Source organism: Campylobacter concisus, from assembly GCF_003048375.1.
Lineage (GTDB): Bacteria > Campylobacterota > Campylobacteria > Campylobacterales > Campylobacteraceae > Campylobacter_A > Campylobacter_A concisus_T.
This window is the reverse complement of sequence record NZ_CP021642.1, coordinates 522668-545661: the sequence shown is the minus strand read 5'-3', so window position 1 is coordinate 545661 and position 22994 is coordinate 522668. Positions and strand designations below refer to the sequence as shown.

The 22994-nt window shown below is 38.3% G+C and carries 24 protein-coding genes; 9 read left to right on the top strand and 15 right to left on the bottom strand.

The window, feature by feature from the left end:
• Positions 1-2: 2 nt before the first annotated feature.
• Genes CCS77_RS02735 through galE form a run of 4 tightly spaced genes read right to left on the bottom strand, consistent with a single transcriptional unit; the run spans position 3 to position 3986 of the window.
• On the bottom strand, positions 3-1235 hold the full coding sequence (locus CCS77_RS02735; RefSeq protein ID WP_103571625.1) for a nucleotide sugar dehydrogenase: 1233 nt from the start codon (positions 1233-1235) through the stop codon (positions 3-5).
• Positions 1232-1675 (bottom strand): ecotin, encoded by a 444-nt coding sequence (locus tag CCS77_RS02730; protein WP_107916497.1) that lies wholly within the window; start codon positions 1673-1675, stop codon positions 1232-1234. Before CCS77_RS02730 ends, CCS77_RS02735 begins: the two co-directional genes overlap by 4 nt.
• On the bottom strand, positions 1672-2994 hold the full coding sequence (locus CCS77_RS02725) for a UDP-glucose dehydrogenase family protein (protein ID WP_107916496.1): 1323 nt from the start codon (positions 2992-2994) through the stop codon (positions 1672-1674). Before CCS77_RS02725 ends, CCS77_RS02730 begins: the two co-directional genes overlap by 4 nt.
• Before the next feature lie 8 nt (positions 2995-3002).
• Positions 3003-3986: a UDP-glucose 4-epimerase GalE gene (gene galE, locus CCS77_RS02720; protein WP_107916495.1), complete on the bottom strand. Its 984-nt coding sequence runs from the start codon at positions 3984-3986 to the stop codon at positions 3003-3005.
• 190 nt (positions 3987-4176) lie between these two features.
• Between galE and CCS77_RS02715 the strand changes: the two genes are divergently transcribed.
• Complete coding sequence (locus tag CCS77_RS02715; RefSeq protein WP_107916494.1) at positions 4177-5217, top strand: LLM class flavin-dependent oxidoreductase; 1041 nt, start codon at positions 4177-4179, stop codon at positions 5215-5217.
• On the opposite strand, the gene CCS77_RS02710 is transcribed toward CCS77_RS02715, so the two are convergent.
• Genes CCS77_RS02710 through CCS77_RS02700 form a run of 3 tightly spaced genes read right to left on the bottom strand, consistent with a single transcriptional unit; the run spans position 5214 to position 8166 of the window.
• On the bottom strand, positions 5214-6071 hold the full coding sequence (locus CCS77_RS02710) for a DNA ligase (RefSeq protein WP_236635301.1): 858 nt from the start codon (positions 6069-6071) through the stop codon (positions 5214-5216). The two genes, CCS77_RS02715 and CCS77_RS02710, sit on opposite strands and share 4 nt — an antisense overlap.
• A 5-nt stretch (positions 6072-6076) precedes the next feature.
• Positions 6077-7135, bottom strand: a complete 1059-nt coding sequence (locus CCS77_RS02705; RefSeq protein WP_107916492.1) for an NAD-dependent epimerase — start codon at positions 7133-7135, stop codon at positions 6077-6079.
• A 20-nt stretch (positions 7136-7155) separates the two neighbouring features.
• A complete protein-coding gene (locus tag CCS77_RS02700) occupies positions 7156-8166 on the bottom strand; it encodes a 3'-5' exonuclease (RefSeq protein ID WP_107916491.1) in 1011 nt (336 codons plus the stop codon).
• A gap of 63 nt (positions 8167-8229) precedes the next feature.
• On the opposite strand from CCS77_RS02700, the gene waaC reads away from it, so the two are divergent.
• The 5 genes from waaC (at position 8230) to CCS77_RS02675 (ending at position 12674) form a co-directional block, all read left to right on the top strand.
• A complete protein-coding gene (gene waaC / locus CCS77_RS02695) occupies positions 8230-9204 on the top strand; it encodes a lipopolysaccharide heptosyltransferase I (RefSeq protein WP_107916490.1) in 975 nt (324 codons plus the stop codon).
• The gene (locus CCS77_RS02690; protein WP_107916489.1) at positions 9197-10090 is read left to right on the top strand and encodes a lipid A biosynthesis lauroyl acyltransferase; all 894 of its coding nucleotides are present in this window, start codon (positions 9197-9199) and stop codon (positions 10088-10090) included. Before waaC ends, CCS77_RS02690 begins: the two co-directional genes overlap by 8 nt.
• Positions 10084-10788 (top strand): glycosyltransferase family 2 protein, encoded by a 705-nt coding sequence (locus CCS77_RS02685; RefSeq protein ID WP_107916488.1) that lies wholly within the window; start codon positions 10084-10086, stop codon positions 10786-10788. Before CCS77_RS02690 ends, CCS77_RS02685 begins: the two co-directional genes overlap by 7 nt.
• Positions 10785-11849: a putative lipopolysaccharide heptosyltransferase III gene (gene rfaQ / locus CCS77_RS02680; protein ID WP_107916487.1), complete on the top strand. Its 1065-nt coding sequence runs from the start codon at positions 10785-10787 to the stop codon at positions 11847-11849. Before CCS77_RS02685 ends, rfaQ begins: the two co-directional genes overlap by 4 nt.
• A gap of 126 nt (positions 11850-11975) precedes the next feature.
• Positions 11976-12674 carry a glycosyltransferase family A protein gene (locus CCS77_RS02675; protein WP_107916486.1) on the top strand — a complete coding sequence of 233 codons (699 nt, stop codon included), beginning with the start codon at positions 11976-11978 and terminating at the stop codon, positions 12672-12674.
• Positions 12675-12807: 133 nt separating this feature from the next.
• Here the strand turns inward: CCS77_RS02675 and CCS77_RS02670 are convergent, their stop codons facing one another.
• Positions 12808-13578: a polysaccharide deacetylase family protein gene (locus CCS77_RS02670; protein ID WP_107916485.1), complete on the bottom strand. Its 771-nt coding sequence runs from the start codon at positions 13576-13578 to the stop codon at positions 12808-12810.
• A 103-nt stretch (positions 13579-13681) separates the two neighbouring features.
• On the opposite strand from CCS77_RS02670, the gene CCS77_RS02665 reads away from it, so the two are divergent.
• Positions 13682-14779 (top strand): glycosyltransferase family 9 protein, encoded by a 1098-nt coding sequence (locus tag CCS77_RS02665; protein ID WP_107916484.1) that lies wholly within the window; start codon positions 13682-13684, stop codon positions 14777-14779.
• Here the strand turns inward: CCS77_RS02665 and CCS77_RS02660 are convergent.
• Genes CCS77_RS02660 through CCS77_RS02640 form a run of 5 tightly spaced genes read right to left on the bottom strand, consistent with a single transcriptional unit; the run spans position 14727 to position 20131 of the window.
• Positions 14727-15842, bottom strand: coding sequence for a glycosyltransferase family 4 protein (locus CCS77_RS02660; RefSeq protein ID WP_107916483.1), 1116 nt, complete (start codon positions 15840-15842; stop codon positions 14727-14729). The two genes, CCS77_RS02665 and CCS77_RS02660, sit on opposite strands and share 53 nt — an antisense overlap.
• On the bottom strand, positions 15839-16912 hold the full coding sequence (locus CCS77_RS02655; RefSeq protein WP_107916482.1) for a glycosyltransferase family 9 protein: 1074 nt from the start codon (positions 16910-16912) through the stop codon (positions 15839-15841). Before CCS77_RS02655 ends, CCS77_RS02660 begins: the two co-directional genes overlap by 4 nt.
• Positions 16899-17936 (bottom strand): glycosyltransferase, encoded by a 1038-nt coding sequence (locus tag CCS77_RS02650; protein WP_107916481.1) that lies wholly within the window; start codon positions 17934-17936, stop codon positions 16899-16901. The genes CCS77_RS02655 and CCS77_RS02650 overlap by 14 nt, the downstream gene beginning before the upstream one ends.
• Positions 17914-19233, bottom strand: coding sequence for an O-antigen ligase family protein (locus tag CCS77_RS02645; protein WP_107916480.1), 1320 nt, complete (start codon positions 19231-19233; stop codon positions 17914-17916). The genes CCS77_RS02650 and CCS77_RS02645 overlap by 23 nt, the downstream gene beginning before the upstream one ends.
• The gene (locus CCS77_RS02640) at positions 19196-20131 is read right to left on the bottom strand and encodes a glycosyltransferase family 9 protein (protein ID WP_107916479.1); all 936 of its coding nucleotides are present in this window, start codon (positions 20129-20131) and stop codon (positions 19196-19198) included. The genes CCS77_RS02645 and CCS77_RS02640 overlap by 38 nt, the downstream gene beginning before the upstream one ends.
• A 131-nt stretch (positions 20132-20262) precedes the next feature.
• Here CCS77_RS02640 and CCS77_RS02635 point away from each other — a divergent pair, with 131 nt between their 5' ends.
• Both CCS77_RS02635 and waaF read left to right on the top strand, forming a co-directional pair.
• Positions 20263-21294, top strand: a complete 1032-nt coding sequence (locus CCS77_RS02635; protein ID WP_107916478.1) for a glycosyltransferase family 4 protein — start codon at positions 20263-20265, stop codon at positions 21292-21294.
• Positions 21291-22244, top strand: a complete 954-nt coding sequence (gene waaF, locus CCS77_RS02630) for a lipopolysaccharide heptosyltransferase II (protein WP_107916477.1) — start codon at positions 21291-21293, stop codon at positions 22242-22244. The genes CCS77_RS02635 and waaF overlap by 4 nt, the downstream gene beginning before the upstream one ends.
• A gap of 34 nt (positions 22245-22278) precedes the next feature.
• Here waaF and CCS77_RS02625 read toward each other — a convergent pair whose 3' ends face one another.
• Positions 22279-22791: a DUF6882 domain-containing protein gene (locus tag CCS77_RS02625; protein WP_201741725.1), complete on the bottom strand. Its 513-nt coding sequence runs from the start codon at positions 22789-22791 to the stop codon at positions 22279-22281.
• Positions 22730-22987 (bottom strand): DUF6882 domain-containing protein, encoded by a 258-nt coding sequence (locus tag CCS77_RS10460; RefSeq protein WP_201741724.1) that lies wholly within the window; start codon positions 22985-22987, stop codon positions 22730-22732. The genes CCS77_RS02625 and CCS77_RS10460 overlap by 62 nt, the downstream gene beginning before the upstream one ends.
• Positions 22988-22994 lie beyond the last annotated feature (7 nt).

The window sequence follows — 22994 nt, the reverse complement described above, 5'->3', positions numbered from 1 at the left end:
CCTTACAGCCTAGCGTCAGCCTCTGGGTAGATATTTTTTATATCATAAACCAAGTGGCCTTTTAGGTTGAGCTTTTTAAATTCATTGTGAGCTACGGCGATCACGATGCAGTCGTAGTCGTCTAGGTTATACTCTTTTACTAGATCAAAGCCGTACTCATGTTTTACCTCAGCGCTATCAGCCCAAGGATCAGTCACATCGACCTTGCAGCCAAAGTCTTTTAGCTCATCAACCACGTCTATAACGCGAGAGTTTCTTATATCTGGGCAGTTCTCTTTAAATGTCATGCCAAGAACAAGCACGCGCGCTTTATTAATAAGCACGCCTTTTCTTATCATTAGTTTTATCACTTGATCGGCTGCATATCTGCCCATATCATCGTTGATGCGGCGACCTGCTAGGATCATTTCAGGGTTGTAGCCCACTTCTTGAGCTTTGTGAGTTAGATAGTATGGATCTACGCCGATGCAGTGACCGCCGACTAGACCTGGGCGGAAATTTAAGAAATTCCACTTCGTACCAGCAGCCTCAAGCACGTCTATGGTGTTGATGTGAAGCTTTTCAAAGAGCATCGCAAGCTCGTTTATAAAGGCGATGTTAATGTCGCGTTGGGTGTTTTCGATGACCTTTGCAGCCTCTGCTACTTTGATGCTTGAAGCTTTGTGGGTGCCAGCTGTGATGATAGAACGGTAAATTTCATCGACCTTGTCAGCGATCTCTGGAGTTGAGCCACTTGTTATCTTTTTGATCTTTGTCACAGTGTGCTCTTTATCCCCTGGGTTTATGCGCTCTGGAGAGTAGCCGCAGAAGAAGTCTTTATTAAATTTAAGCCCACTCTCTTCAAGAAGTGGCACGCAAATTTCTTCTGTAACGCCTGGATAAACGGTGCTTTCATAAACAACGATGTCGCCTTTTTTAAGCACTTTTGCCACGCTCTGGGTCGCTTTTACCACTGGGGTTAGATCAGGGCGTTTGTTCTTATCTATAGGAGTTGGGACGGTTACGATGAAGAAGTTGCAACTTCTGATGTCATCTAAATTTAGGCTAAATTTCATGCCATTATCGATCGCTTTTTTCATCTGCTCGTTGCTAAGTTCAAGCGTTCTATCATAGCCACTCTTAAGCTCTTCTATACGTTTTGCATTTACGTCAAAGCCGACTACTTCGTACTTCTCACTAAAAGCTGCCGCTAATGGAAGTCCTACATATCCAAGTCCTACTACTGCTATTTTCATTTCTCTTTCCTTTTTAAAATTTTTGGTTTTATCGTTTTTATACGTTCATAAATTCTTATCTCTGCGCCTATACCTTGCGGAGTTACGATCCTTATGGGGCTAGCGCCAGGCAAAATTTGAGTAAATTCATAATAAATTTGCCTCTTTTTCTTTTTGTCGTTGCAAGGCTTAAGCGGCTTATCTTCTGCGCTAAATTCATAATAAACCCCGCTTTTATCCTCTTTTTTATCTAAATGTCCACCCTCTAGCATAGCAAATTCACAGTCTGTTTGCACCTCTTTAAAAAATGCAACTTCATATTTAAAATAATCAACCGGCATCTTTGAGACAGGCAGCTCAAAAACCTGCTCTTGCGTCTTTGCCTCGCTTTTACCTGTCTCATCACTAGCTAAGAGAGCAAAAGGTAGCAAACAAGCTATGAGAGATAAAATTTGCTTCACGCTTTGACGCCTATTTGAAAATACTTAAAGCCATGCTCGGCTAAAATTTTAGCGTTATACTGGTTGCGTCCGTCAAATATGACAGCGTTTTTTAGCCTCTCTTTGATCTCCATAAAATCAGGCGATCTAAACTCGCTCCACTCCGTCACAAGCACCATAGCATCGGCGTTATCAAGAGCGTCATATTTATTTTTAGCGTATTTCACATCTAAATTTGGCATATATTTTTTAGCTTCTTCGCTTGCTTTTGGATCGTAAGCGACCACTTTTGCGCCAGCCTCGTCTAAAAGCTTTATCAAAATTAGCGAGCTAGCCTCTCTCATATCATCGGTATTTGGCTTAAATGCAAGCCCCCAAAGTGCGATCGTTTTGCCCTTTAGGTCGCCGCCAAAGAAGTTATAAATTTTCTCAAATAGCACTCTTTTTTGAGCCTTATTTCTTGACTCGACCGCGTTTAAAAGCTCTGGCTCAAAGCCATTTTGTCTAGCTGTGTAGATGAGTGCCTCGACATCTTTTGGAAAGCAGCTGCCGCCGTATCCGCAGCCTGGATAGATGAAGCTATATCCGATCCTTGAGTCGCTGCCGATGCCTTTTCTTACTAAATTTACATCAGCTCCCACACGTTCGCAGATATTTGCTATCTCGTTTATAAAGCTGATTTTAGTCGCCAGCATCGAATTTGCAGCGTATTTTGTCATCTCGGCTGACTTTACGTCCATGCAGATAAGCCTGTCGTGATTTTTCATAAATGGCTCATAAAGCTCCCTCATCACGCTAAAGCCCCACTCGCTGCTAGCCCCGATAACTACGCGATCTGGCTTTAAAAAGTCTTCAACCGCAGCGCCTTCTTTTAAAAACTCTGGGTTTGAGACTACTTCAAATTTAACATCTACATTTCTCTTTTTAAGCTCAACTTCGATCACCTCGTGCACCTTAGCTCCAGTGCCAACTGGAACGGTTGATTTATCGACTACAATTAGCGGTTTGCTTAAATTTTCTCCGATAGATTTCGCAACTGAAAGGACATATTTTAAATCCGCCTGTCCATCAGCGCCCATAGGCGTGCCAACCGCGATAAATAGCACATCTGCATGCTCTAGCGCCTCGGTTATCTGCGTGCTAAATTTAAGCGAACCATTTTTGTAACACTCACTTACGATATCAGCAAGCCCTGGCTCATATATAGGCACGACGCCGTTTTTTAGCGCCTCGATTTTTTTGCTATCAACATCGACGCAGATCACGCTGTTGCCCATCTTAGCAAAGCATGCACCACTCACTAGTCCAACATATCCAGTTCCAATTACTGCTATTTTCATGCTTATCCTTAAATTCTCTTTTCCCACTCAAGAGCGGTTTTTATGATGAGCGCTAGATCGTCTCTTTTTGGCTTCCAGCTTGTTAGCGAGCGTAGTTTGCTTGCGTTTGAGATTAGGATAGCTGGGTCGCCGTCCCTTCTTGGCGCATTTAGCACTTTAAAATTTACTCCGCTTACTTTTTTTGCGGTCTCGATGACCTCTTTTACGCTAAATCCCCTGCCATATCCCACGTTAAAAGTCTCACTACCGTTTTTGCCGATATACTCCAGCGCGCTTATGTGGGCGTCTGCTAGGTCGCTAACGTGGATATAGTCTCTAACGCATGTGCCATCTTTTGTCGCGTAGTCATCGCCAAAGATACCCATGCTCTCGCGCTTGCCAAGGGCAGTTTGCACGGCCACCTTGATAAGGTGAGTGGCGTTTGGATAGTTCTGACCGATAAGCCCCTCCTCGTCCGCGCCTGCTACGTTAAAGTAGCGAAGTATCGCAAATTTGAAATTTTCATTTGAAGCGGCGTAGTCCTTGATGATCTGCTCACTCATAAGCTTGCTTCTGCCGTATGGATTTATCGGGTTTGTAGGTGTTGTCTCGCTTACCTCCGCCACGTCTGGCTCGCCATAAACTGCGGCAGTTGAGCTAAATATAAATTTATTTACGTTGTAGGTTTTTGCATATCTTAACACCCTTGCGACGTTTGCGGTGTTGTTTAGATAGTATTTTAGCGGTTCGCTCATACTCTCAAAGACCTCAATAAACGCTGCGAAATGGATGATCGCATCAAATTTGCCATTCGCGAAAACTTCGCTTAGATCATCCTCTAAATTTGCATTTATAAATTTGAAATTTCCTATTTTTTGGAGTGCCTCAAGTGCTTTTTGTGAGCCCTTGCAGAGATTGTCGATGATGGTTATCTCATCTTTGCCTTGCTTTAAAAGTGCTTTTACTACGTGGCTGCCGATATATCCAGCTCCACCTGTTACTAAAATCTTCAAGTTTAAGCCTTTCATAAAAAAGTGGTTAATTTTATCAAAAATAGAGTAAAGCAAAAGTAAAGCAAGGTTAGTTTTTAAATTTTGCTTGAAAGCTGCGTGGATAGGTCTTTGCCTTTATAAATTTAAAATAGACTTACAATCTATTTTAAATTTAATCTTTATAATCCCTCATCTACAAAAAAGGACAAAAATGAATGTTTCAATCTTAAATTTACTACCGATAAAACAAGGCGGTGACGCAAAAGAAGCCATAGATGCGGCCGTCAGACTGGCTAAATTTGCCGAGAATATCGGCATAAATCGCTACTGGGTTGCCGAGCATCACAACATGCAAAATTTAGCAAGCTCAGCCACGCAGCTCATCATCGCGCACATCTTAGAGCATACAAAAAGCCTTCGTGTGGGCTCTGGTGGCGTGATGCTACCAAACCACAGCCCCTACTCTATCGCCGAGCAGTACGCCACTCTTGAGACTCTATATCCAAACCGCGTCGATCTTGGGCTAGGCAGAGCTCCAGGGACCGACCAAGAGACAGCTGCGGTGCTTAGACGCGGTGCCAGAGAGATAGAATTTGATATGCAAATAAACGAATTAATGGACTATTTTAACGCCAAAAGAGCCGTAAAAGCCTATCCAAAAATTGAAAAATTTCCACCTATTTACATACTTGGCTCAAGCATATATAGCGCATATGTGGCGGCTGAGTTTGGTCTGCCTTATGCCTTTGCGTCGCACTTTGCACCACGTGCGCTAGAAAAAGCGGTAGAAATTTATCGTCAAAATTTTAGACCTTCTTCGTTTCTTGCCACGCCTTATGTCATCGCAGGAGCAAATGTGATAATAGCCCAAAGTGACGAGCTAGCAAAGAGTTTAGCCACTACGCAAACGCAGTTTTTCTTAAACGTAGTAACTGGCGGAAAAGAGTATTTGCAACCGCCAAAAAAAGATAACGACGAGGTCTTTGCCATAAGTGGCAAGGCAGGCGCACAGGCTCCGCATTTTGGACCGATCGACTTTAGGCAGATAGAGCTAAAAAATAGAGAAAGAAGCGTCACGGAAGAGATGATGGCGTGCTCTTTTATAGGCTCAAAGCAAAGCGTTAAAGAGCAAATTTTAGAGTTTCAAAACAGACTTGAAGTCGATGAGATCATGGCTCAAAGCTTCATTTTTGATGAGGATGCACAGCTTGACTCTTTTAGGGCGTTAAAAGAGATCGCGGATGAAATTTAATCCTCTCTAACCCTTAAAAATATAGGAAATCTTGGCTTGCCATTAGTCGTTAAATTTTGAAATTTATATGTGATGATAGAGCCTATCTTTGGGGGATTTGTGCGCTGCTCGTCGCTTAGTCCCGAGCCTATTTTAAAGATAGTGCCCTCTTTTGGCTCGCCAGCTCTTTCTTTATCATCCTTGCTACCAAGTGCCTTGCAGGTGAGTGAGCCAGCAAATTTTTCGTATTTGCCGCTGCCTTTATTTACGGCGATAACCTCACACTCGGCGTCTTTAAATTTCTTAAATTTGAGCGCATTTTTACTTCGTTTTCGCTCGTATGGCGCATTTGGCTCACGCACCACAGCTCCTTCGCCACCCTTTGCGATGATACTTTCAGCAAATTTTAAAAAGTGAGCGTTATCGCGCATTTTTATCTGTTTTATGATGATCAAATTGTCATTTGGCTCATTTTTTAGAAATTTAGCCAAAACTTCAAGCCTACGAGGCAAGCCACCACTTGCCTCTGGCACGTCAAAAATGTGAAATTTAAGCCTGCTCCACGCCTTTTCATCTGGCAGCTTATCCATAACGCTTGCTTGAATCTCTTCAAATTTAAGCTCCTTTGCGTAAAGCTCGCCATCAAGTGCAAATTTAGGGAAATTTTTAGTAAAACTTAGCGGTGCATTTAGCTTTTTGCCCTGCCTTGAGAGCAAATTCTCTCCGTCCCAGTAGGCACGCACGCCATCAAGCTTCTCACTAGCTAGCCAGCCTGAGACGTTTTGATCTTTAAATTCGCTAAGGCGCAGCAACTTAAATTTGCCCTGCCCTGCTCCAAAGGCAAAGCTAAGGCAAAATACCAAGAATACAGCTATAAATTTCAAATTTTTATGCCGTAAAACTCGCTATACCACTCGACAAATTTAGCCACGCCGTCATTTACTTTTGTATTTGGCTTGTAGTCAAAGTCAGCCACCAAGTCGCTCACGTCTGCAAATGTCGCTGGCACGTCGCCTGCTTGAAGTGGGAGGAAATTTTTCTTGATCTCGCGGCCGATCTTTATCTCAACTGCCTTGATGTAGTCCATGAGCTCGACTGGGCTGTTGTTGCCGATGTTATAGACCTTAAACGGCGCTTTTGAAGTGGCAGGGTCTGGGTGCTTTGCGTCCCAAGCTGGGTTTGGTTTGGCTGGGTTGTCGATGCATTTAATTATGCCCTTTACGATGTCGTCCACGTAGGTAAAGTCGCGCTTCATCTTGCCGTAGTTGAAAACATCGATGGTTTTGTCTTTAAGTGCGGCGTCAACAAACAAAAATAGCGCCATATCAGGGCGTCCCCATGGTCCATAAACCGTAAAAAAGCGAAGCCCAGTCGTTGGCACATTAAATAGATGGCTATAAGTGTGCGCCATCATCTCGTTGCTCTTTTTAGTCGCTGCGTAGAGGCTTATAGGGTGATTGACCGCCTCGTGCGTAGAAAAGGGCATGTTCTCATTTAAGCCATAAACCGAGCTAGAGCTTGCATAGACTAGGTTTTTGATCTCATTGTGGCGGCAGCACTCGAGGATGTTCATAAAGCCTGTGATGTTGCTGTCTATATAGGCTTTTGGATTTATGAGCGAGTAGCGAACGCCAGCTTGTGCGGCTAAATTTACCACTACGTCAAATTTCTCCTTCTCAAAAAGCTCTTTCATCGTCTTTTCATCAGCGAGGTCAGCTTTTATAAATTTTAAATTTGGATGCGTTTTTGAGGTGATAAGCTTGCCATAGTCTATCTCGCTCACGTCAAAGCCTGCCGTTTTTAGGCGTGCAAGCTTTAAATTTACGTCGTAATAGTCATTTATCACGTCATATCCAACGACCTCATCTCCGCGCGCCACAAGGGCATTTGCAAGGTGAAATCCTATAAATCCAGCTGTTCCTGTTACTAAAATTTTCATATTTTTCCTTTCGTTTTGACCTATTCGTCGTCTAAATTTATCTCAGGCACTTTCTCTTCAAAAAGTGTCTTGCTCTTTGGCTCTTTTGGCTTTAGATCGCTTGCTTTTTTGAGCAAACCGCCCAGCATATCGCGGTTTAGCTCCTCTTTGCTAATCGGCCTTACATCATCAAATTCGCTAAACTCTAAAGCCTCTTTATCTACCTTTATCTCATAGTCTAGCTGTCCGCTAAGCCTTGCTAGCTCGTCACTTATCGCAGAGCAAAAGACCTCGCTATATCCCCTGTGAGCGCAGTTTTTAGCTAAAAATTCGCTCATCACGTTTAGGTGATTTATATAGTCATCTTGCAAGATATTTGCCTGCAAAAGCTCAAATTTCAAAAATAGCCAGTAGGTGTTGAGCACGTCGCTTTCGCAGTATTCTTTTATCTTATCAAGCTCGCCTGCGTAGTATAGCTCAAGCACCTGATCACCGTGCACGTCGTACTTGCCAGGTAAATTTAAGCTAGCACAAAGCGTGTCGAGCTTTAGCCCTCTCACACTTCCAAAATCGCTTATAAAATCAAGCAAATCAAGGTGAAATTTAGGCGAATACCTTGCCCTATAATTTTCCCATTTGTTTTTGTTTAGCTCTTTGTTTTCGCTCTCGTAATATGCCGCTGCGTTTAGGTTGTAGCGCATCGCACGCACCATAAGCATTGGCAGGTCAAAACCACGGCCGTTAAAGCTAACAAGCCTTGGGTTATAATCATTTATAAATTTTAAAAATTTAGCGATGATCTCGCGCTCGTCCTTGCCCTCCATCGTGCTAACTTTTAAAAATTTGCCGTATTCATCGGCCATCACCGCAGAGATCGCCACGACTCTATGAAACATCACAGGCAAAAACTCACTCCCACTGGCCTCTTTTTGCAAGGCCATCGCCTGCACGCTCACATCTTCGTCGCTTCCGTCGATGCCGTAAATTTTTCTTATCAAATTTGCATCAGGTATCGTCTCGCAGTCAAAGACGCAGATGTAACTTTTCGCCATTTTAGCCCTTTTTTAAGCATTTTTTTTTAAAATCATACCAAAAATTTATATTTAAAGTAGCCAATGCAAGATAAAAATCAACTAAAAATAGCCATAGTAAAGCTTTCGGCACTTGGGGACATCGTCCATGCAGCCATCGTGCTTCAGTTTATCAAAAAGCACTACCCAAATGCTCACATCACATGGCTAGTTGATGCCCGTTTTGCAAGCCTTTTAAAAGATCATCCCCTAATCGACGAACTAGTCATTTTGCCACTTAAAGAGAGCTTTAAAAAGAGTTACAAGATCATAAAAACGCTTGGTAAATTTGACAAGATCATAGACCTGCAAGGACTTTTCAAATCAGCCGTCGTCGCAAAACTACTTGGCAAAGAAATTTATGGCTTTAGCAGAGAAAGTGTCAAAGAAAAGATCGCAGCCAGGCTTTATAGGCATAAATTTAAGATCGACTACAACGAAAATATCATAGTTAGAAACCTAAGCCTTGTTGGATACGCCTTAAATTTTAGCTTTGAAAAAAGTGAAATTTTAAAAAAATCGCCCTGCTTTGAAATTTGCAAAAAATTTAAAAATGAAAGCGGCAAAAAACGCGTTTTAATCGCTGCCTTTGCAAGCGAAGAGAGCAAAATTTATGACAAATTTAAAGATGTGATCAGACTGCTTGATGGTTGCGAAATTTACCTTTGCTACGGGAGTGAGAGCGAAAAAACAAGGGCTGAGGCGATCATTTCAGGCACAAAAGCAAAACTGCTTGAAAAGCTAAGCATAAAAGATATGATAGATTTTATCGCGAGCTGCGATCTGGTAATCGGTAACGATAGCGGTCTAACGCACCTTGCATGGGCTGTAAATAGGCCTTCTATCACGCTTTTTGGCAACCGACCAAGCCACCGCAATGCTTACATCACAGACAAAAACTTAGTTGTTGATATGGGCAAGGAGATAGATGCTAGAAGTATCGATAAAAACGACTTTTGCATAAGAGAAATTTACCCTGAAACGGTTGCAAATTTCGCAAAAAGGCTGCTAAATGGATAGGATATATCTTGCTGGCTTTTACACTTTAAAATTTCTTATATTTTTACTGCCTAGCTCGCTTCAAAACCTGCTTGCTAAATTTTTAGCATTTGCATTTATGAAGCTTAAAAAAAAGAGATTTCATATCGTGATGACAAATTTAGACCTTGCATTTGGCGAAACGAAAACCAAAGAAGAAAAGCTTGAGATCGCTAAAAAATGCTACTACAACTTTGCAAAATACCTTGGTATAAATTTCATCCTCAATCAAAACACGACAAAGCAAAAGATACTTGAACAAATTGTTTTTAAAAATGAGCACTTTTTACTTGATGCGATGAAGTCTGGTCGGCCTATCATCGTCACAACGGCGCATTTTGGGCAGTGGGAGATATTTGGTCTAGCTGTCGCAGCTCATTTTGGGCCATCTTCAGTGCTTGGTAGAAAGCTTGATAGCAGCGTCATGGATAAAATTTTAAGAGCAAATAGAGCGCAGTTTGATGTGGAGCTCATTGACAAAGATGGCGGCGCAAAAGATATCTTAAAAGCGCTGAAAGCTAGGCGAATAGTAGGAATTTTAGTCGATCAAAATACCGCGCCAAAAGATGGCATAAAGGTGCAGTTTTTTGGCAAAGATGTGCTTCATACACCAGCTGCAAGCGTGCTAGCGCAAAAGACAAATGCCCTTATCATAAACGCATTTATCTACCAAAAAGGTGAAAATTTAAATGAAATTTGCTTTGAAGAGCCAATAGATATAAGCACGTTTGATAAAGAAGATGCTGTGCAAAAAGTGACGCAGATGCAGTGCAGTGCGTGCGAAGAGATGGTTAGAGCAAGGCCAGAAGAATACTTTTGGTTTCACCAAAGGTTTAAGAGGTTTTACGAAAATGAGTACAAATGCTAAGCGTTGTCATTTTGACTTTTAACAGCGAAAAGTACCTAAAAGAGGTGCTAGAGAGCGCTAAATTTGCTGATGAGATCATCGTGGTTGATAGCGGCTCAAAAGATAGCACAGGGCAAATTTGTGATGGCTTTAGTAACGTGAAATTTCACGAGCAAGCTTGGCTTGGATTTGGCGCGCAAAAGCAAAAGGGCGTGGATCTAGCCAAAAATGAGTGGGTATTTGTGCTTGATAGCGACGAGGTGATAACAGACGAGCTTAAAAATGAGATCATTAGCACGCTAAAAGAGCCTAAATTTATAGCTTATAACGTTGCTAGGCTAAATTTTTTCTTTGGCAAAGCGATAAAAAATATGGGGCTATATCCAGACTACACGGTGAGGCTTTTTAATAAAAATTTTGCCAAATTTGATGGCAGAGCTGTGCATGAAAAGGTTGTTTTAAATGACGGCTCACAAAGGCTTGGCTCGCTTAAAAATCACTTCTTGCACTACGCGTATGAGAGCATCGAGCAGTTTATCGCCAAGCAAAATCGTTACTCAAGCATGGGTGCAAAAAGAAATTTGCTAAAGGCGCTTACAAGCCCAACTTGGACATTTTTTAAGCTTTATGTGCTAAAAGGTGGCTTTAAAGAGGGCTTTTCTGGCTATGTTATCGCTAGACTTTACGCCCAGTACACATTTTGGAAATATATAAAATGAAAATACTTGTGATTAAATTTAGAAACATCGGCGACGTGCTTTTAACAACGCCGCTTATTGAAAATTTACACCACTACTACCCAGATGCAACCATCGACTTTGCCCTAAATAAAGGCACAGAAGCGATGATAGAAGGCAATCCTTATATAAATAAAATCCACATTTACGATAGGCAAAGTGCAAATTCTGGCTTTTTTAAAAAGCTAATGACCGAGCTAAAATTTATAAGAGCGATCAAAAAAGAGAAATACGATATGGCGGTGCAAACGACCACTGGAGACCGCGGCGTCATCATCTCAAAATACGCCAAGATAAAAAAAATAGTTGGCTTTTTAGGCAAGCATAAGGCGATAAATAAGCTTTTAAGCGTAAAGGCAAAATACTACGAAAATTTCTCTCACACGGTCGATCTAAATTTAAACGCACTAAGGGCTTTGGGCTTTGAGCCGGTTAACAAAAAAGTGAGCGTCTTTTCAGACGAGAGCGTGGAGTATCTAAATTTACCAAAATGCTTTGTGCACGTGCATCTAACAAGCCGCTGGATGTTTAAATGCGCAAACGACGAGAGTATGGCAGAGCTCATAGACTACTGCGAAAACGAGCTAAATATAAAGGTCGTGCTAACAAGCGACAACAAAGAAAATGAGCTAAATAAGCTTGCAAATGTGCTAAAAATTTGCAAAAGCGAGCCTATAAATTTAGGTGGCAAATTAAATTTGAAACAAACGATCACCCTATCAAAGCGCTCAAGCCTCTTTATCGGCGTCGATACTGCCATAATGCACATCGCTGCGGCAAATAACGTGCCAGTGATCGCCTTTTTTGGCCCTAGCGGAGCTTTTGAGTGGGGACCTTGGGATAATAGCTTGATGCAAAATGGCTACACAGCGCAAAATGGCATCCAAAGCATGGGCAAGCACATCGTCTATCAAAAGGAGTGGGACTTTGTGCCTTGCGATAAAGAGGGCATAAAAGAGCACGGTGTTGAAGATACTTTAATGGACTTTAGCGATGAGATGCCAGAGATAAAAGAGAGGATAAACAAAATTTTAAAAGGATAAAAATAAAGCTTCCTATTAAGCCCCCCCCTCGTACTTTGCAATTAAAAATCGCTTTTATATAAAGCTTAGCTATGTTATGCATTTTTATTGCGATCAAAATAATATAATCTAGAATTGCTGAATATTATGAAATTTGTCATAATAGATGACGGCTCACCATTAAAATATGAAATACCAGATTTTAATCTAAATTTACGCTGGATAAAAATCAATGAAGACATAAAATGGAACCAAAGTGGAGCAAGAAATTTAGGAGTTCTAAGCGCAAAAAGTGATAGACTAATAATCACGGACTTAGATCATATCTTTTATGAAGACACATTAAAGTTTATGGCAACCTATAATTTTAAAGAAAAAGAAATCTACAAATCTAGACGTACTCATATTCATAGAAATGGCTTTGTGGCAGGCAACTATCCTGGTGCAGGAAATATATATGCAATGAGCCGAGGTGATTTTTTAAAATATTTTGGCTATGATGAAGAATTTGCTGGAAACTACGGCTATGAAGATAACTTTTGTGCTGAATATTTTGATGCGCTTGGTTTTAAGAGAAAATATATTACAAAGAGAAAATATTTTTACAGGGAAAGAGACGATAACGATGTTAATCACAAAAGTTCATATCACTCATTAAACAGAGATGATTCACAAAATAAAATAATTTATGAAAAGAAAAAAGAAAAAATGAAGAAATATGGTGCAATAGTAGCACATTCAAGAATATTTCTAAATTTTACTTGGCATGTTTTAAGCGAACAGTTTAGAAATAACATCCCAGAAAACACTATAAAAAAGAAATTTTGGCTTTTGAATTGGAGATGATAAAATTACGATAAGATTCACTGATATTTTAAATAATAAAAAAAGAATCGCTATATTTTGAGATCAAAAAAGTTCTTTATCTTTTTTGATCTCACTAATTAATTGAAAAAAATTAATTAATGTTTTATTGGTTTTAACTCCTAAGAAAAGCATATATCGAGCCCAAAAAGTCATTTTGATAGATAAACATGGTCTTTTTAAGCCATTTTTCATCGCGCTTTGTCACTATGCGTTTTATCTCCTCTAAATTACCATCGGCCTTATTTATGCCGCGCTTTGTCGTGAAAAACGCCTTATAGCCATGCTTTTTAGCAGCACTTAGATACTCATCATTATATTTGCCTCTTGGCCAGCAAAGTGCGTCATCTTCAAAGCCAAAATTTTTCTTCATAAACTCACGGCAAAGACCAAATTCCTCATCCAAGCTAAGCTGCCCAAAATATCCATCAAAATGCCCGTGCGTATGCGAGTGAAAATAAAAGCACTCACTCATCTTCTCGATCTGCTCTAAATTTAAGATCACATCTTGTGGTCTGCTAGGAGCCGTATTTTTACACTCACTATGGCTGCCATTTAAGAAAGTTCCACGACTTATCTCATGGGCCTTTTGCGCTGCTTCTATCCAGCCAGTAACTATAAACATATTTGCTTTTAGTCCAAATTCTTTAACGATAGGATAGGCATAGGTGTAGTTGTCCATCCAGCCATCATCAAATGTTATACAAACGCTCTTTTTAGGCACCTCAAGCTCGCCTTTTTTATATGCGATAAATTCATTTATGCTTAACGTTTTATAGCCATTTTCAGCTAGAAATTTCATATGAGATCTAAACTCATCCACGCTACTAGCGATAAAGCCGCCCTTTTCAAGCACGTGGTGATACATCAAAACTGGTACGCTCATTTTTACCTTTTTATAAAGTTTTATTTTTTAATTTTGTATTCTAACAACCTATTTATTAAAAACTATGTAAAATATGCCTTAAATCAAACTAAAGGAATTTGTTTTGTTTTACCTTTTACAATATCTACTTTTTTATCCCATATTTAAATTTATAAGTTTTTTTAGAAAACCATCTGATAAAATTTTAATCATACAAACTGCCAAGATCGGCGACTATGCAAATTCGACTATTATTTTTGAGCCTTTGGCTAAATTTGATATATTGCTTGATGAGATAAATGTTGCTTTTGCCAAACATGACAATAGGATTGATAAAATTTTTATAATAAATGATATAAAAAAGAAAAAAACTTCCAAGCTAAGACTGGCATTTGCACTTTTTAAACAAAACTATAAAGATGTTTATGTCCTTATGCCAAATAGTCTAAATCTTTTCTTAGCACGCTGCACTCTGGCTAAAAACATAGTAACTATCAAACATTATGCTACTTCTAGCAGCTTTAAACTGCTAGCTTTTGGTATGAAAAAAATTTCACATACATTAAATGACTTAACACTATCAACATATCTAAAGATGATAAACGTTAATGAGTTAAAATTTGAAAAACAACTACAAAAACCACTGTTTGTACCATCAGAAAATATTATCAAAAGCGATAAATTTAAGGTAGGTATAAGTCTTAGTGCTGGCAATAAAATGAAAACGCCACCTAATCAAATTTGGGAGAAGATCTTAAAAATTTTCTCTAAATTTGACTGCGAAATTTATGTTTTTGGCGTTGGTGATGAGGCTAAACTGCTGGAAAAACTAATTTTAGAAAGTAGTGAAAGAAATAGTTTTGAGGGATTAAAATTTATATCGATGATAGATAAGGTCAAACTTGAAAAACTTCCGTTTTATCTATCACAGATGCAGTTATACATAAGCTCTGATACTGGAAACTACTATGTGGCTGACAGCGTGCACACTCCAACGATATGTTTAATGGGACCATGCTTTGCAAGTGAGCAAAGAGGAGTATTTGATTCGCTTGTTATAAATTCTGCTTTATCCCCAATTAGTTCGGTATTTAAAACTGTTAGAAATATAGATGCAAGTTCCTTTTTTGAGCTCAGCAAAGATGATCTAGAAAAGATTGAACGATTTGTCAAAGATCACTATATATCGCATCAACGCTGCGAATATAGTTATCTAAGCTAAAAGTATCAATAACTGCACTATCTGGCGCTTTTGAGCTTGATTTAGTTAAATTTTCAAGACATTTTAAAAGCGACCTTGGGTCTCTTTGGACTATGAAAAAATCTTCTTTTTTTGATGATATATTATAAATTTCTCTTATAACTGGTATGTCTGAGTAAATAACGCCAAGGCCACAACTAAGCCCTTCTATAACGACTCTTGGCAGGCCTTCATCACTTGAAAAGCCTAGTACGTAGTCACAATTTTTATAAATTTCTCCCATTTGTTGCACAAATCCCAAATATTGTGCTTTACCAGATTTTATTAGCATATCAAATTTCTCTTTTGCACCAGGTGTCAGCTCTCCACTGCCTGCAAAATAAACATCGACATCATCTCTTTTTAAAAGAGTTAGCGCATCAAAGACCAGCTCATGTCCTTTGAGTGTTAAAAAATTTGCAGGCATTATTATATTGATCTTATTTTTATCAAATTTTATATTGTCTATAACTGTTGTCTCATTATTAACTATCACTGGATTATATATGATGTTTTTTTGTATTTCTATCTGTTTGGCATAAAATTCATAAGTTGAGTTTGAAACGCAAATAGGTATAAATTTTTGTTTATTTAAAATTTTAAGTTTAAATGGTTCTATGGGAGAGTTCTTTCTTAAATGCTGTATAACTTTAATGCCTAAAACATTTGCGGCTTCGATATAGGCAAGATTTGTTGAAAAGTGATTATTTAGATGAATTATGTCTGGTTTTTCATTTGAAAGCATAGCGATGGCATATTTATAATCTTTTTGATAAAGGTATTTAGCTAAAGCTTCTTTGCTAAATATACGCAACAGCTCTTTTATTATTTTTGCTGGCTGCCTCTTTGGCATAAATTTTATAAAGTTCACGCCAAGATTACTGATTATTTCGGATATATTTTGCTCACCAACTTTATAGTCATTTTCAAAAAAAACGCTAAATTGATATTTCTTGTATTTTTCTAGACCTTCTAAGAGATATATAAAGCTCTTTGTTCCGCCACCATATTCATGTCCAGTATCCACAAACAAAATTTTTTTCAAATCATTTCCTTGAGCATATCATAAACCTCTTTTTCATCAATTTGCAACATACATTTTTGAAATTTACACTTTTTGCCTACGCATGGAGAGCAAGTGCGTGGTTTTTTAATAAATTTATGAATATCTATATCAAAATCTGGATTTGAATTTATAGGTGATGCCACCGTAAAAAGACCAATAGTTGGAGTTTTTAGGGCTGCTGCGACATGCAAAGGACCAGTATCTGGCGTGATTAGTATATTTAGCCTTGAAATTAGTGCGGCTGCTTCTCTGATATTAAATTTACCAGCAAGGTTTAAAAGACGAGGATCATTTATCCTTTCTTCTAACTGCTTAGTCATGGCACGCTCAGCAGGACTTCCTGTTAAGACTATGATAGCATTTCTATCTTGCAAAACAAGCTTTGCAAGTTTTTCCCATTTATCTATAAACCACTGCCTAGAAATAGTGCTAGCACCCATTTGAAAACCGATAATTTTACGGCTCTCATAGCCTTTTAGCGCCTCATCAACATTAGTAAAATCACTTGCCCCAAGGTATAAATTTAGACGCGTGTCACGACTTTGAATGCCTATAAATTTAAGCTGTTCTAGACGGTTTAATACCACATATCTATCATCTCCATATGGCTCTGGAACATTTGAGTGAAATGAGCTAAACTTATTATTTAAATTTGGCAGTTTAAATAGATATTTTGCCCCACTAAGAACAGCTAGTGGAGTAGCTTGCGGTTCATTTGAGTGCAAAATAAAAACTATATCTGGTGATAGTTTTTTTATTTTTTTTAAAATATCCAAAAACCCACTTTTTTTACCATCATATAATAAAATTTCATCAATGTTTGGATCGGTTTTAAAAAGTAACGCAGTAGATGGATTTAGTAGCGCAACTACTTTTACATGCGGAAAATTTTGCTTAAACACTCGAAATACTGGTGTGTTAAAAATAGTATCGCCCAGCGCTGTGTTACTAAAAAAACAAACGCTTTGAAAAGGCTCGGTTACCAACTGTGTCTTTTGTATTTTTTTAAAATTTAAAATTAGACGCATAAAGTTTTCAAAGAGTTTCATACATTTTTTCCGTTTGTCTCACCATTGTTTGGATTGAGAAATTCTCCACTATAAAATCTCTAGCATTTGCGCTAAATTTGGCACGAAGATTGGCATCTTCTATGAGAGTTTTTAGAGCATTTTTTAAAGAATCTTTGTTGTCGTTCTCAAATAAAAGTCCAGTTTCATTATCTTTTATCGCTTCGCCAATGCCTCCTACATCACTACCTATACAAGGCACGGCACAAGACTGAGCCTCAAGCAATGCTGTGCCAAGGGCTTCCATTTTTGATGGCAAAACGAATAGATCAAAGCTACCTAAAAAATCGCTCACATCGGCTCTATTGCCAAGCATTAAAATGTTTGAGGTTTTTATATTCTGCAAATTTTCATATTGTGGGCCATCACCTACTACAACCAAAAAAGTATTTGATAAATTTAACTCATTAAATGCTTCAAATAAAATTTTGTGATTTTTAGCAGCTCTCAACACTGCCACAATGCCCACTATAATGGAATTTGTTGGTAAGCCAAGCTGGTCTCTTATGTTTTTTTTAAAATGTGGAGTAAATTTATCAGTATCGACTCCAGTGTAGATAGTCTCTATTAAGCTTTCTTGTACTCCTTGAGATATAAGCTGAGTCTTGACGGCGTTTGAAACAGCAACGATCTTATCATTTATGTTGTAACTAAATGGCGACCTAATTGGCGTTTGCAAATGTCTAGTGCGAACTACCTTTGCACCAGTTATTTTACTAACTATGGAACCTATAATTCCATCTTTACCCGAGTGAGTTGAGATGATTTTTATCTTATTTTTCTTTACAAATTTGCAAATTTTTAAAATTTCAAGGATATTAAAAGATTTTTTAAGGTTAAACTCGACAAATTCACACTCTATCTGCTTTTCAAGGCTTTTTGAGCCAGGGTTTAGCCCATAAAAAACTTTAAATTTGCTCTTGTCTAGTCCGTTTATCACACGCTGCGTGCGGTGCTCTTGCCCGCCAAATCCAAGAGAGCTTTCAAGCTCTAGTATATTTAACATCGTTATTAGGGCCTTTTTTATAATATATACCAAGTGCCATACCTAATGTAAGGTAGAAAAGTTTTGCTTCGCTACTTCCAAAAAAACTACCAAATAGCAAGCTTGCAATAAAACCAAGTCCGCCAAAGAAAATCGTGTGTCCAAACACCATTAAAAGCATATTATTATTTTTACTTACCTGAATGCTAGTTTTTAAATAACTTATCCAAATTCCAATAAATGCGAGAAGCCCAAATATGCCAAGCGAAAAAAACATCCCTAAAAATTCATTATGAACTTGTGAATAATCAGAAAAAGGCACATCTTGCTCGCTATTTAATTTTCTAATAGTTTTTCCATATAAAAATCTACCATATCCAGTCGGCACAAATGGCTCATGCAGTCTATAAATAAGGACTGACTTCCACGAAGCTATTCTAGAAGGAACTGACTCAGTTAGCCCCATTTCAGAGTATGTCCCCATCTCTTTTGGAGATTTTTTCATAAGCTCAATATATTTTGGTATTAGTGTCAAATTATATCTATCTGGAGATATGTGATGAGAAATCTCATAAAAACCAAAGATAAATATAGTAACTAACGCGCAAGATAATATTCTAATTTTATTTGATCGTATAAAAATAAAAAAAACAGCTACTAGCACAAATATAACACCTATATAAGTAGCTCTTGTATTGTTTGAAATGATGCTAACTAGTGAGATTACTAAAAAAAGAACCGCGAATGCTTTATTTTTTTGAAATGTTAAAAGAGAAATGGCACATCCAAAAGCATACACTGCCCAAATTCCAAACCTCTCGCCGCCACCATCGTAAATATATCCATCTAACAACCCACCAGTTCTATAACGAAAATCAAAGCCAACATTAGCCCACGTTATTATATTTATGACAGAATGCAGTAAAAGTGAAGAGAAAAATATATAAATATAAATTTTAATTTTCTCATATCCTAAATTCATAAAATAATAGAACAAAACGATCATAAATGCGACATTTTTTATAACACCCTTATTAACCTCTTTTAGTGTTTCATTTATATCTATGGTAAAAAAAAGTGATATATACGCCAATAAAGCTATGATAAAAAGTAGAGCTAGTGGGGCTTTTATTTTTAGTAAATCTTTCAAGCTCCATTTTTTATACTCTGTTGCAACGACTAAGAGAGTAAATAATGACATAGATATGGACTGTATAGAAGCTACTTTTGCCACTGGCAAAGAAAAGAGATAAATGGTAAAAAATATATATTTTAAATTTTCAAGCAAACTGTAATATTTTGTTAAAAATTTCATCATTTTTGATTTCCTCTGCTATTTTGTTTGGGCTTTGCAAGACTATGCACTCACCGCTGCCGTAGATTGGTGCCCATCTTAAAGGATTTGTTTTTCCAAATAAAACGATCGTCTTTACACCAAGCGCTGGAGCTAAATGTGCTACACCTCCGTCAAGAGTAAGAACAAATTTGGCTGCCCAGATATAACTTGCTAGCTCATCTAAACTTTTTGTTCTAGCAAAAACAACATCTGCCTTATGTGATATGTCATTACCAAAGTTGGCCTCTTCTGCACTAATGGCAATATTTTTAAATCGTTGCTTTAGAAATTCTAAAATTTCTAAGATTTTACCTTCACTTAAGCGATTTTGTTCTACTCGTGATGAGATATGAAAAAATACAAAGTCTTTAAATTTTTCATTTTTTTCACTTGGCACGTAAAGTGTTTTTTCATCTTTAAAATTTACCCCAAGTGGCGCCAAGCATTGACAACACAGCATGGCTTCATGTAAGGACTGATCAAAATTTAACCTATCTGTTATGAGATGTCTATCTTCGTTTTGTTTGACTGCTCCTATTATCTTTTTAGCACGAGCCACTCTTGCAAAGATAGCGGCAGATGGCGAATAGGAGCTTCTAAAAATAACAACTACATCATAATTCTCACGCCAAATTTGAAATAAAATTTTACACTTTCCAAAAAAAGCTTTAACCTTCGCGGCAATGGATCTCACATGCTTTGGCTTTGTATATGTGTATATTTTGTTTAAAAAAGGGTTGTTTTTAACAACACAAGCATTTAAGCTATTTACTACGATATCTATCTGAGTCTGAGCGTAGGCTTTGCGCAACGCTTTAATGGCTGGCGTAGTGCAAATTAAATCACCTATGTTGTCATTTCTTATAAGTAAAATTTTCAAAATGTTCCTTCATTAAAATGGCAAATTATATCTAAGATTATTTTAAAACAAGCCAATTTTTAGGTTAAGGCATTTTTTTGTATTATTAAATAATTTAATATTATTTAAAAATGTTTTTGGCGGAGTTATAGATGAAAAAAATAGTATTTTTAAGAACTAATCCAAACGCAGTTGGAGGTGCTGAAAGATACTTAAGAAGGCTTATTAAGGCCCTAAATGAGCTTGGTATCCAAACAGAAATTCGCTCATATCTTGGAGATGCTGGCATATCTTCTTGGAAAAAGGCGCTAAATTTTAACCGCCAAGTAAAACGCCAAAAAAAAGAGGACGAGTTTTATTTTAGTCTAGAGCGAGTAAGCTGCGCCGATATCTACAGGGCTGGAGACGGCGTGCACAAGGTTTATAGGGTGACAAAGAACTTTTGGTGGCTAAACCCCCTAAATTTCGTCTATCCATACTTAGAGAAAAAATGCTTTAAAAACTCCCAAAAAATCATCACAAACTCAAATTTCATAAAAGAGCAGATCATCGCGACTTACGGCATAGAGCCTGAAAAGATCACGACTATTTATAACGGCGTAAATTTACCTCAAAGGGTGCAAAAAGCCGAGGCAAAGCTCACGCTTTGTGAGGAATTTGGACTTAAATTTGAGCTTGCGACCCTGCTTTTTGTGGGAAATGGCTTTAAAAGAAAGGGGCTAAAAGAGTTTTTACTCCTTGCTTCAAAGCTAAAAACGCCCGTAAATACGCTCATTGTCGGCAAAGACAAAAACATCTCAAGCTACAAACGCCTAGCTAAAAAACTTGGACTAAACGCCTACTTTCTCGGCGAACAAAAGAGCACGGCGAAATTTTATGAGGCGAGCGATATTTTTATCTTTCCAACGCACTATGAGCCATTTTCAAATGTCGTGCTAGAGGCGCTTAGCTTTAAAAACGTGGTCTTTACGACGGCTCAAAATGGCGCTAGCGAGATTTTAGAAGATAAATTTGTGCTTCAAAGCCCAAATGACGAGAGCGCACTGGAGTTTATAGATGAAATTCTCACAGACCACGAGCTTTTAGCGAGCCTACAAGAGAAAGCCTACGAGCTTTCTTTAAATTTTAGCATTGAAAAGAACGCCGCTCTTACGCTTGAAGTGATAAAAGACGCCCTAAAATGAGAGTTTTTATCGAGCTTCCAACCTGGCTAGGTGATAGCGTGATGGCAAGCGCTGCGATCGAAAATTTGGTGCAAAATGAGAAGAATTTACAAATCGTTTTTTTTGGCTCATTTGTAGCTTGCGAGCTTTACAAAAGCCATCCAAACTGCGAAAAAGTGGTCGTTGATGAGAGCAAAAAGGCTAAATTTAGATTTTTATCACTTGCAAAAAGTGCTAAAAGTCTTGGCAAATTTGATCTAGCACTTAGCTTTAGAAGCTCGTTTGCTAGCAAATTTTTACTCTTTTTTATAGACGCTAAGAAAAAAGCCATCTTTAAAAAGAGCAAAACCGTCCTTCATCAGGTGCTAAAATATGCAAATTTTGTAAAAAATGCCCTAGGCCTAAGCGAAATTTCTACTCAGCTAAAGCTGCATTTTACACCTCAAATTTCAACCAAAAAAACACTAGCTCTAAATCCAGGTGCGAGCTATGGAAGTGCGAAAAGATGGTATCCAGAGTACTTTGCGCAGGTGGCTTTAAATTTTAAAGATGAGTTTGAGATCGTTATCTTTGGTGGCAAAGGCGAGCAAGAAATTTGTGAAAAAATAGAGCAAATTTTAAAAGAAAACGGCGCAGCCTGCCAAAATTTAGCTGGCAAAACCAGTGTCAAAGAGCTTTGTGAGCGCATAGCTGGGCTTAGCAAAAATGGCATTTTCGTCACAAACGATAGCGGCCCTATGCACGTAGCTGCCGCTTTTCATATACCAACGATCGCTCTTTTTGGACCGACAAAATTTAGCGAAACCTCGCCCTGGGGCAATGAATTTGCAAAGATAGTGCATCTAAATTTAGCTTGCATGCCCTGTATGAAGCGAGTTTGCCCGCTAAAAACGCATGCTTGCATGAAAGAGCTAAAGCCACAAATGGTGATAGATGAGATAAATTTACTAAGAAAAGAGCTAGATTATTAAGCTAAGTGCCTAATAACCCAGCTAAAATATAAACTTACAACTTCGCGGAGATATTTGTCAGTCTATTAAGATCATCAAATTTAAAGCTAAGTTCATCCTTAAACTTAGCTACTATCTCATCTTTGTTTTCGCTAAATTTTATCTCGCAACCTAGCAAAAGTCCTTTTATAAAAAGCCTGTGATCTAGCTCATAGGCGCTTATGCACTCATTTACTACGCTTACTACTTCGTTTGCTAAAACTGGCTCTTTAAAGATGGTCTCCGCCCTAAATGCCACGTATGCAGCGCCTCCGTCGTAATCAATTTTGTAGTAGCTTAGCTCCTCGCCAAGCGCCACGCAAGCAACCATGCTGAGCGTATGACCATTTACATTTTCGTCCAGCTCAAACTGCGCCGTGCTAAACGCTTCAAGCCCAAATTTCTCGCCAAACTCACGCGCCCTGTTTGCAAGGCTAAGCAAGCGCTCGTCAAAGCCATTTACATTTTCATAGCCCCAAAAGCCAAGTGCTAGACGAAAAGCTTTCAGAGCCGATAAACTGCATATCAAACTCCTGCTTGTCAAAGCAAATTTTGCCACTTTCAAAGTCAGCCTGCCATTTGCTAGCCTCAACCACTTGCTTAAAAAGCCGTTTTTGAAGCAGCATCGCTCTGCCAAGGCAAGCGCTAAAAAGCTCACTCCAGTTACTTTTATCTATGCCAAGCTCATCTAAAAAATGGCTCTTTTTTCTAAAAATATCAAACATTTCTTGT

Excerpts from the sequence above, each read along its gene's own strand:
- CCS77_RS02655 (WP_107916482.1), bottom strand. The coding sequence starts at position 16,912 with ATGAAACTCTTTGAAAACTTTATGCGTCTAATTTTAAATTTTAAAAAA.
- CCS77_RS02650 (WP_107916481.1), bottom strand. The coding sequence starts at position 17,936 with ATGTTAAATATACTAGAGCTTGAAAGCTCTCTTGGATTTGGCGGGCAA.
- waaF (WP_107916477.1), top strand. The coding sequence starts at position 21,291 with ATGAGAGTTTTTATCGAGCTTCCAACCTGGCTAGGTGATAGCGTGATG.
- CCS77_RS02725 (WP_107916496.1), bottom strand. The coding sequence starts at position 2,994 with ATGAAAATAGCAGTAATTGGAACTGGATATGTTGGACTAGTGAGTGGT.
- CCS77_RS02670 (WP_107916485.1), bottom strand. The coding sequence starts at position 13,578 with ATGAGCGTACCAGTTTTGATGTATCACCACGTGCTTGAAAAGGGCGGC.
- CCS77_RS02700 (WP_107916491.1), bottom strand. The coding sequence starts at position 8,166 with ATGGCGAAAAGTTACATCTGCGTCTTTGACTGCGAGACGATACCTGAT.
- CCS77_RS02735 (WP_103571625.1), bottom strand. The coding sequence starts at position 1,235 with ATGAAAATAGCAGTAGTAGGACTTGGATATGTAGGACTTCCATTAGCG.
- rfaQ (WP_107916487.1), top strand. The coding sequence starts at position 10,785 with ATGAAAATACTTGTGATTAAATTTAGAAACATCGGCGACGTGCTTTTA.
- waaC (WP_107916490.1), top strand. The coding sequence starts at position 8,230 with ATGCAAGATAAAAATCAACTAAAAATAGCCATAGTAAAGCTTTCGGCA.
- CCS77_RS02715 (WP_107916494.1), top strand. The coding sequence starts at position 4,177 with ATGAATGTTTCAATCTTAAATTTACTACCGATAAAACAAGGCGGTGAC.
- CCS77_RS02635 (WP_107916478.1), top strand. The coding sequence starts at position 20,263 with ATGAAAAAAATAGTATTTTTAAGAACTAATCCAAACGCAGTTGGAGGT.
- CCS77_RS02690 (WP_107916489.1), top strand. The coding sequence starts at position 9,197 with ATGGATAGGATATATCTTGCTGGCTTTTACACTTTAAAATTTCTTATA.
- CCS77_RS02645 (WP_107916480.1), bottom strand. The coding sequence starts at position 19,233 with ATGATGAAATTTTTAACAAAATATTACAGTTTGCTTGAAAATTTAAAA.
- CCS77_RS10460 (WP_201741724.1), bottom strand. The coding sequence starts at position 22,987 with ATGTTTGATATTTTTAGAAAAAAGAGCCATTTTTTAGATGAGCTTGGC.
- CCS77_RS02685 (WP_107916488.1), top strand. The coding sequence starts at position 10,084 with ATGCTAAGCGTTGTCATTTTGACTTTTAACAGCGAAAAGTACCTAAAA.
- CCS77_RS02675 (WP_107916486.1), top strand. The coding sequence starts at position 11,976 with ATGAAATTTGTCATAATAGATGACGGCTCACCATTAAAATATGAAATA.
- CCS77_RS02705 (WP_107916492.1), bottom strand. The coding sequence starts at position 7,135 with ATGAAAATTTTAGTAACAGGAACAGCTGGATTTATAGGATTTCACCTT.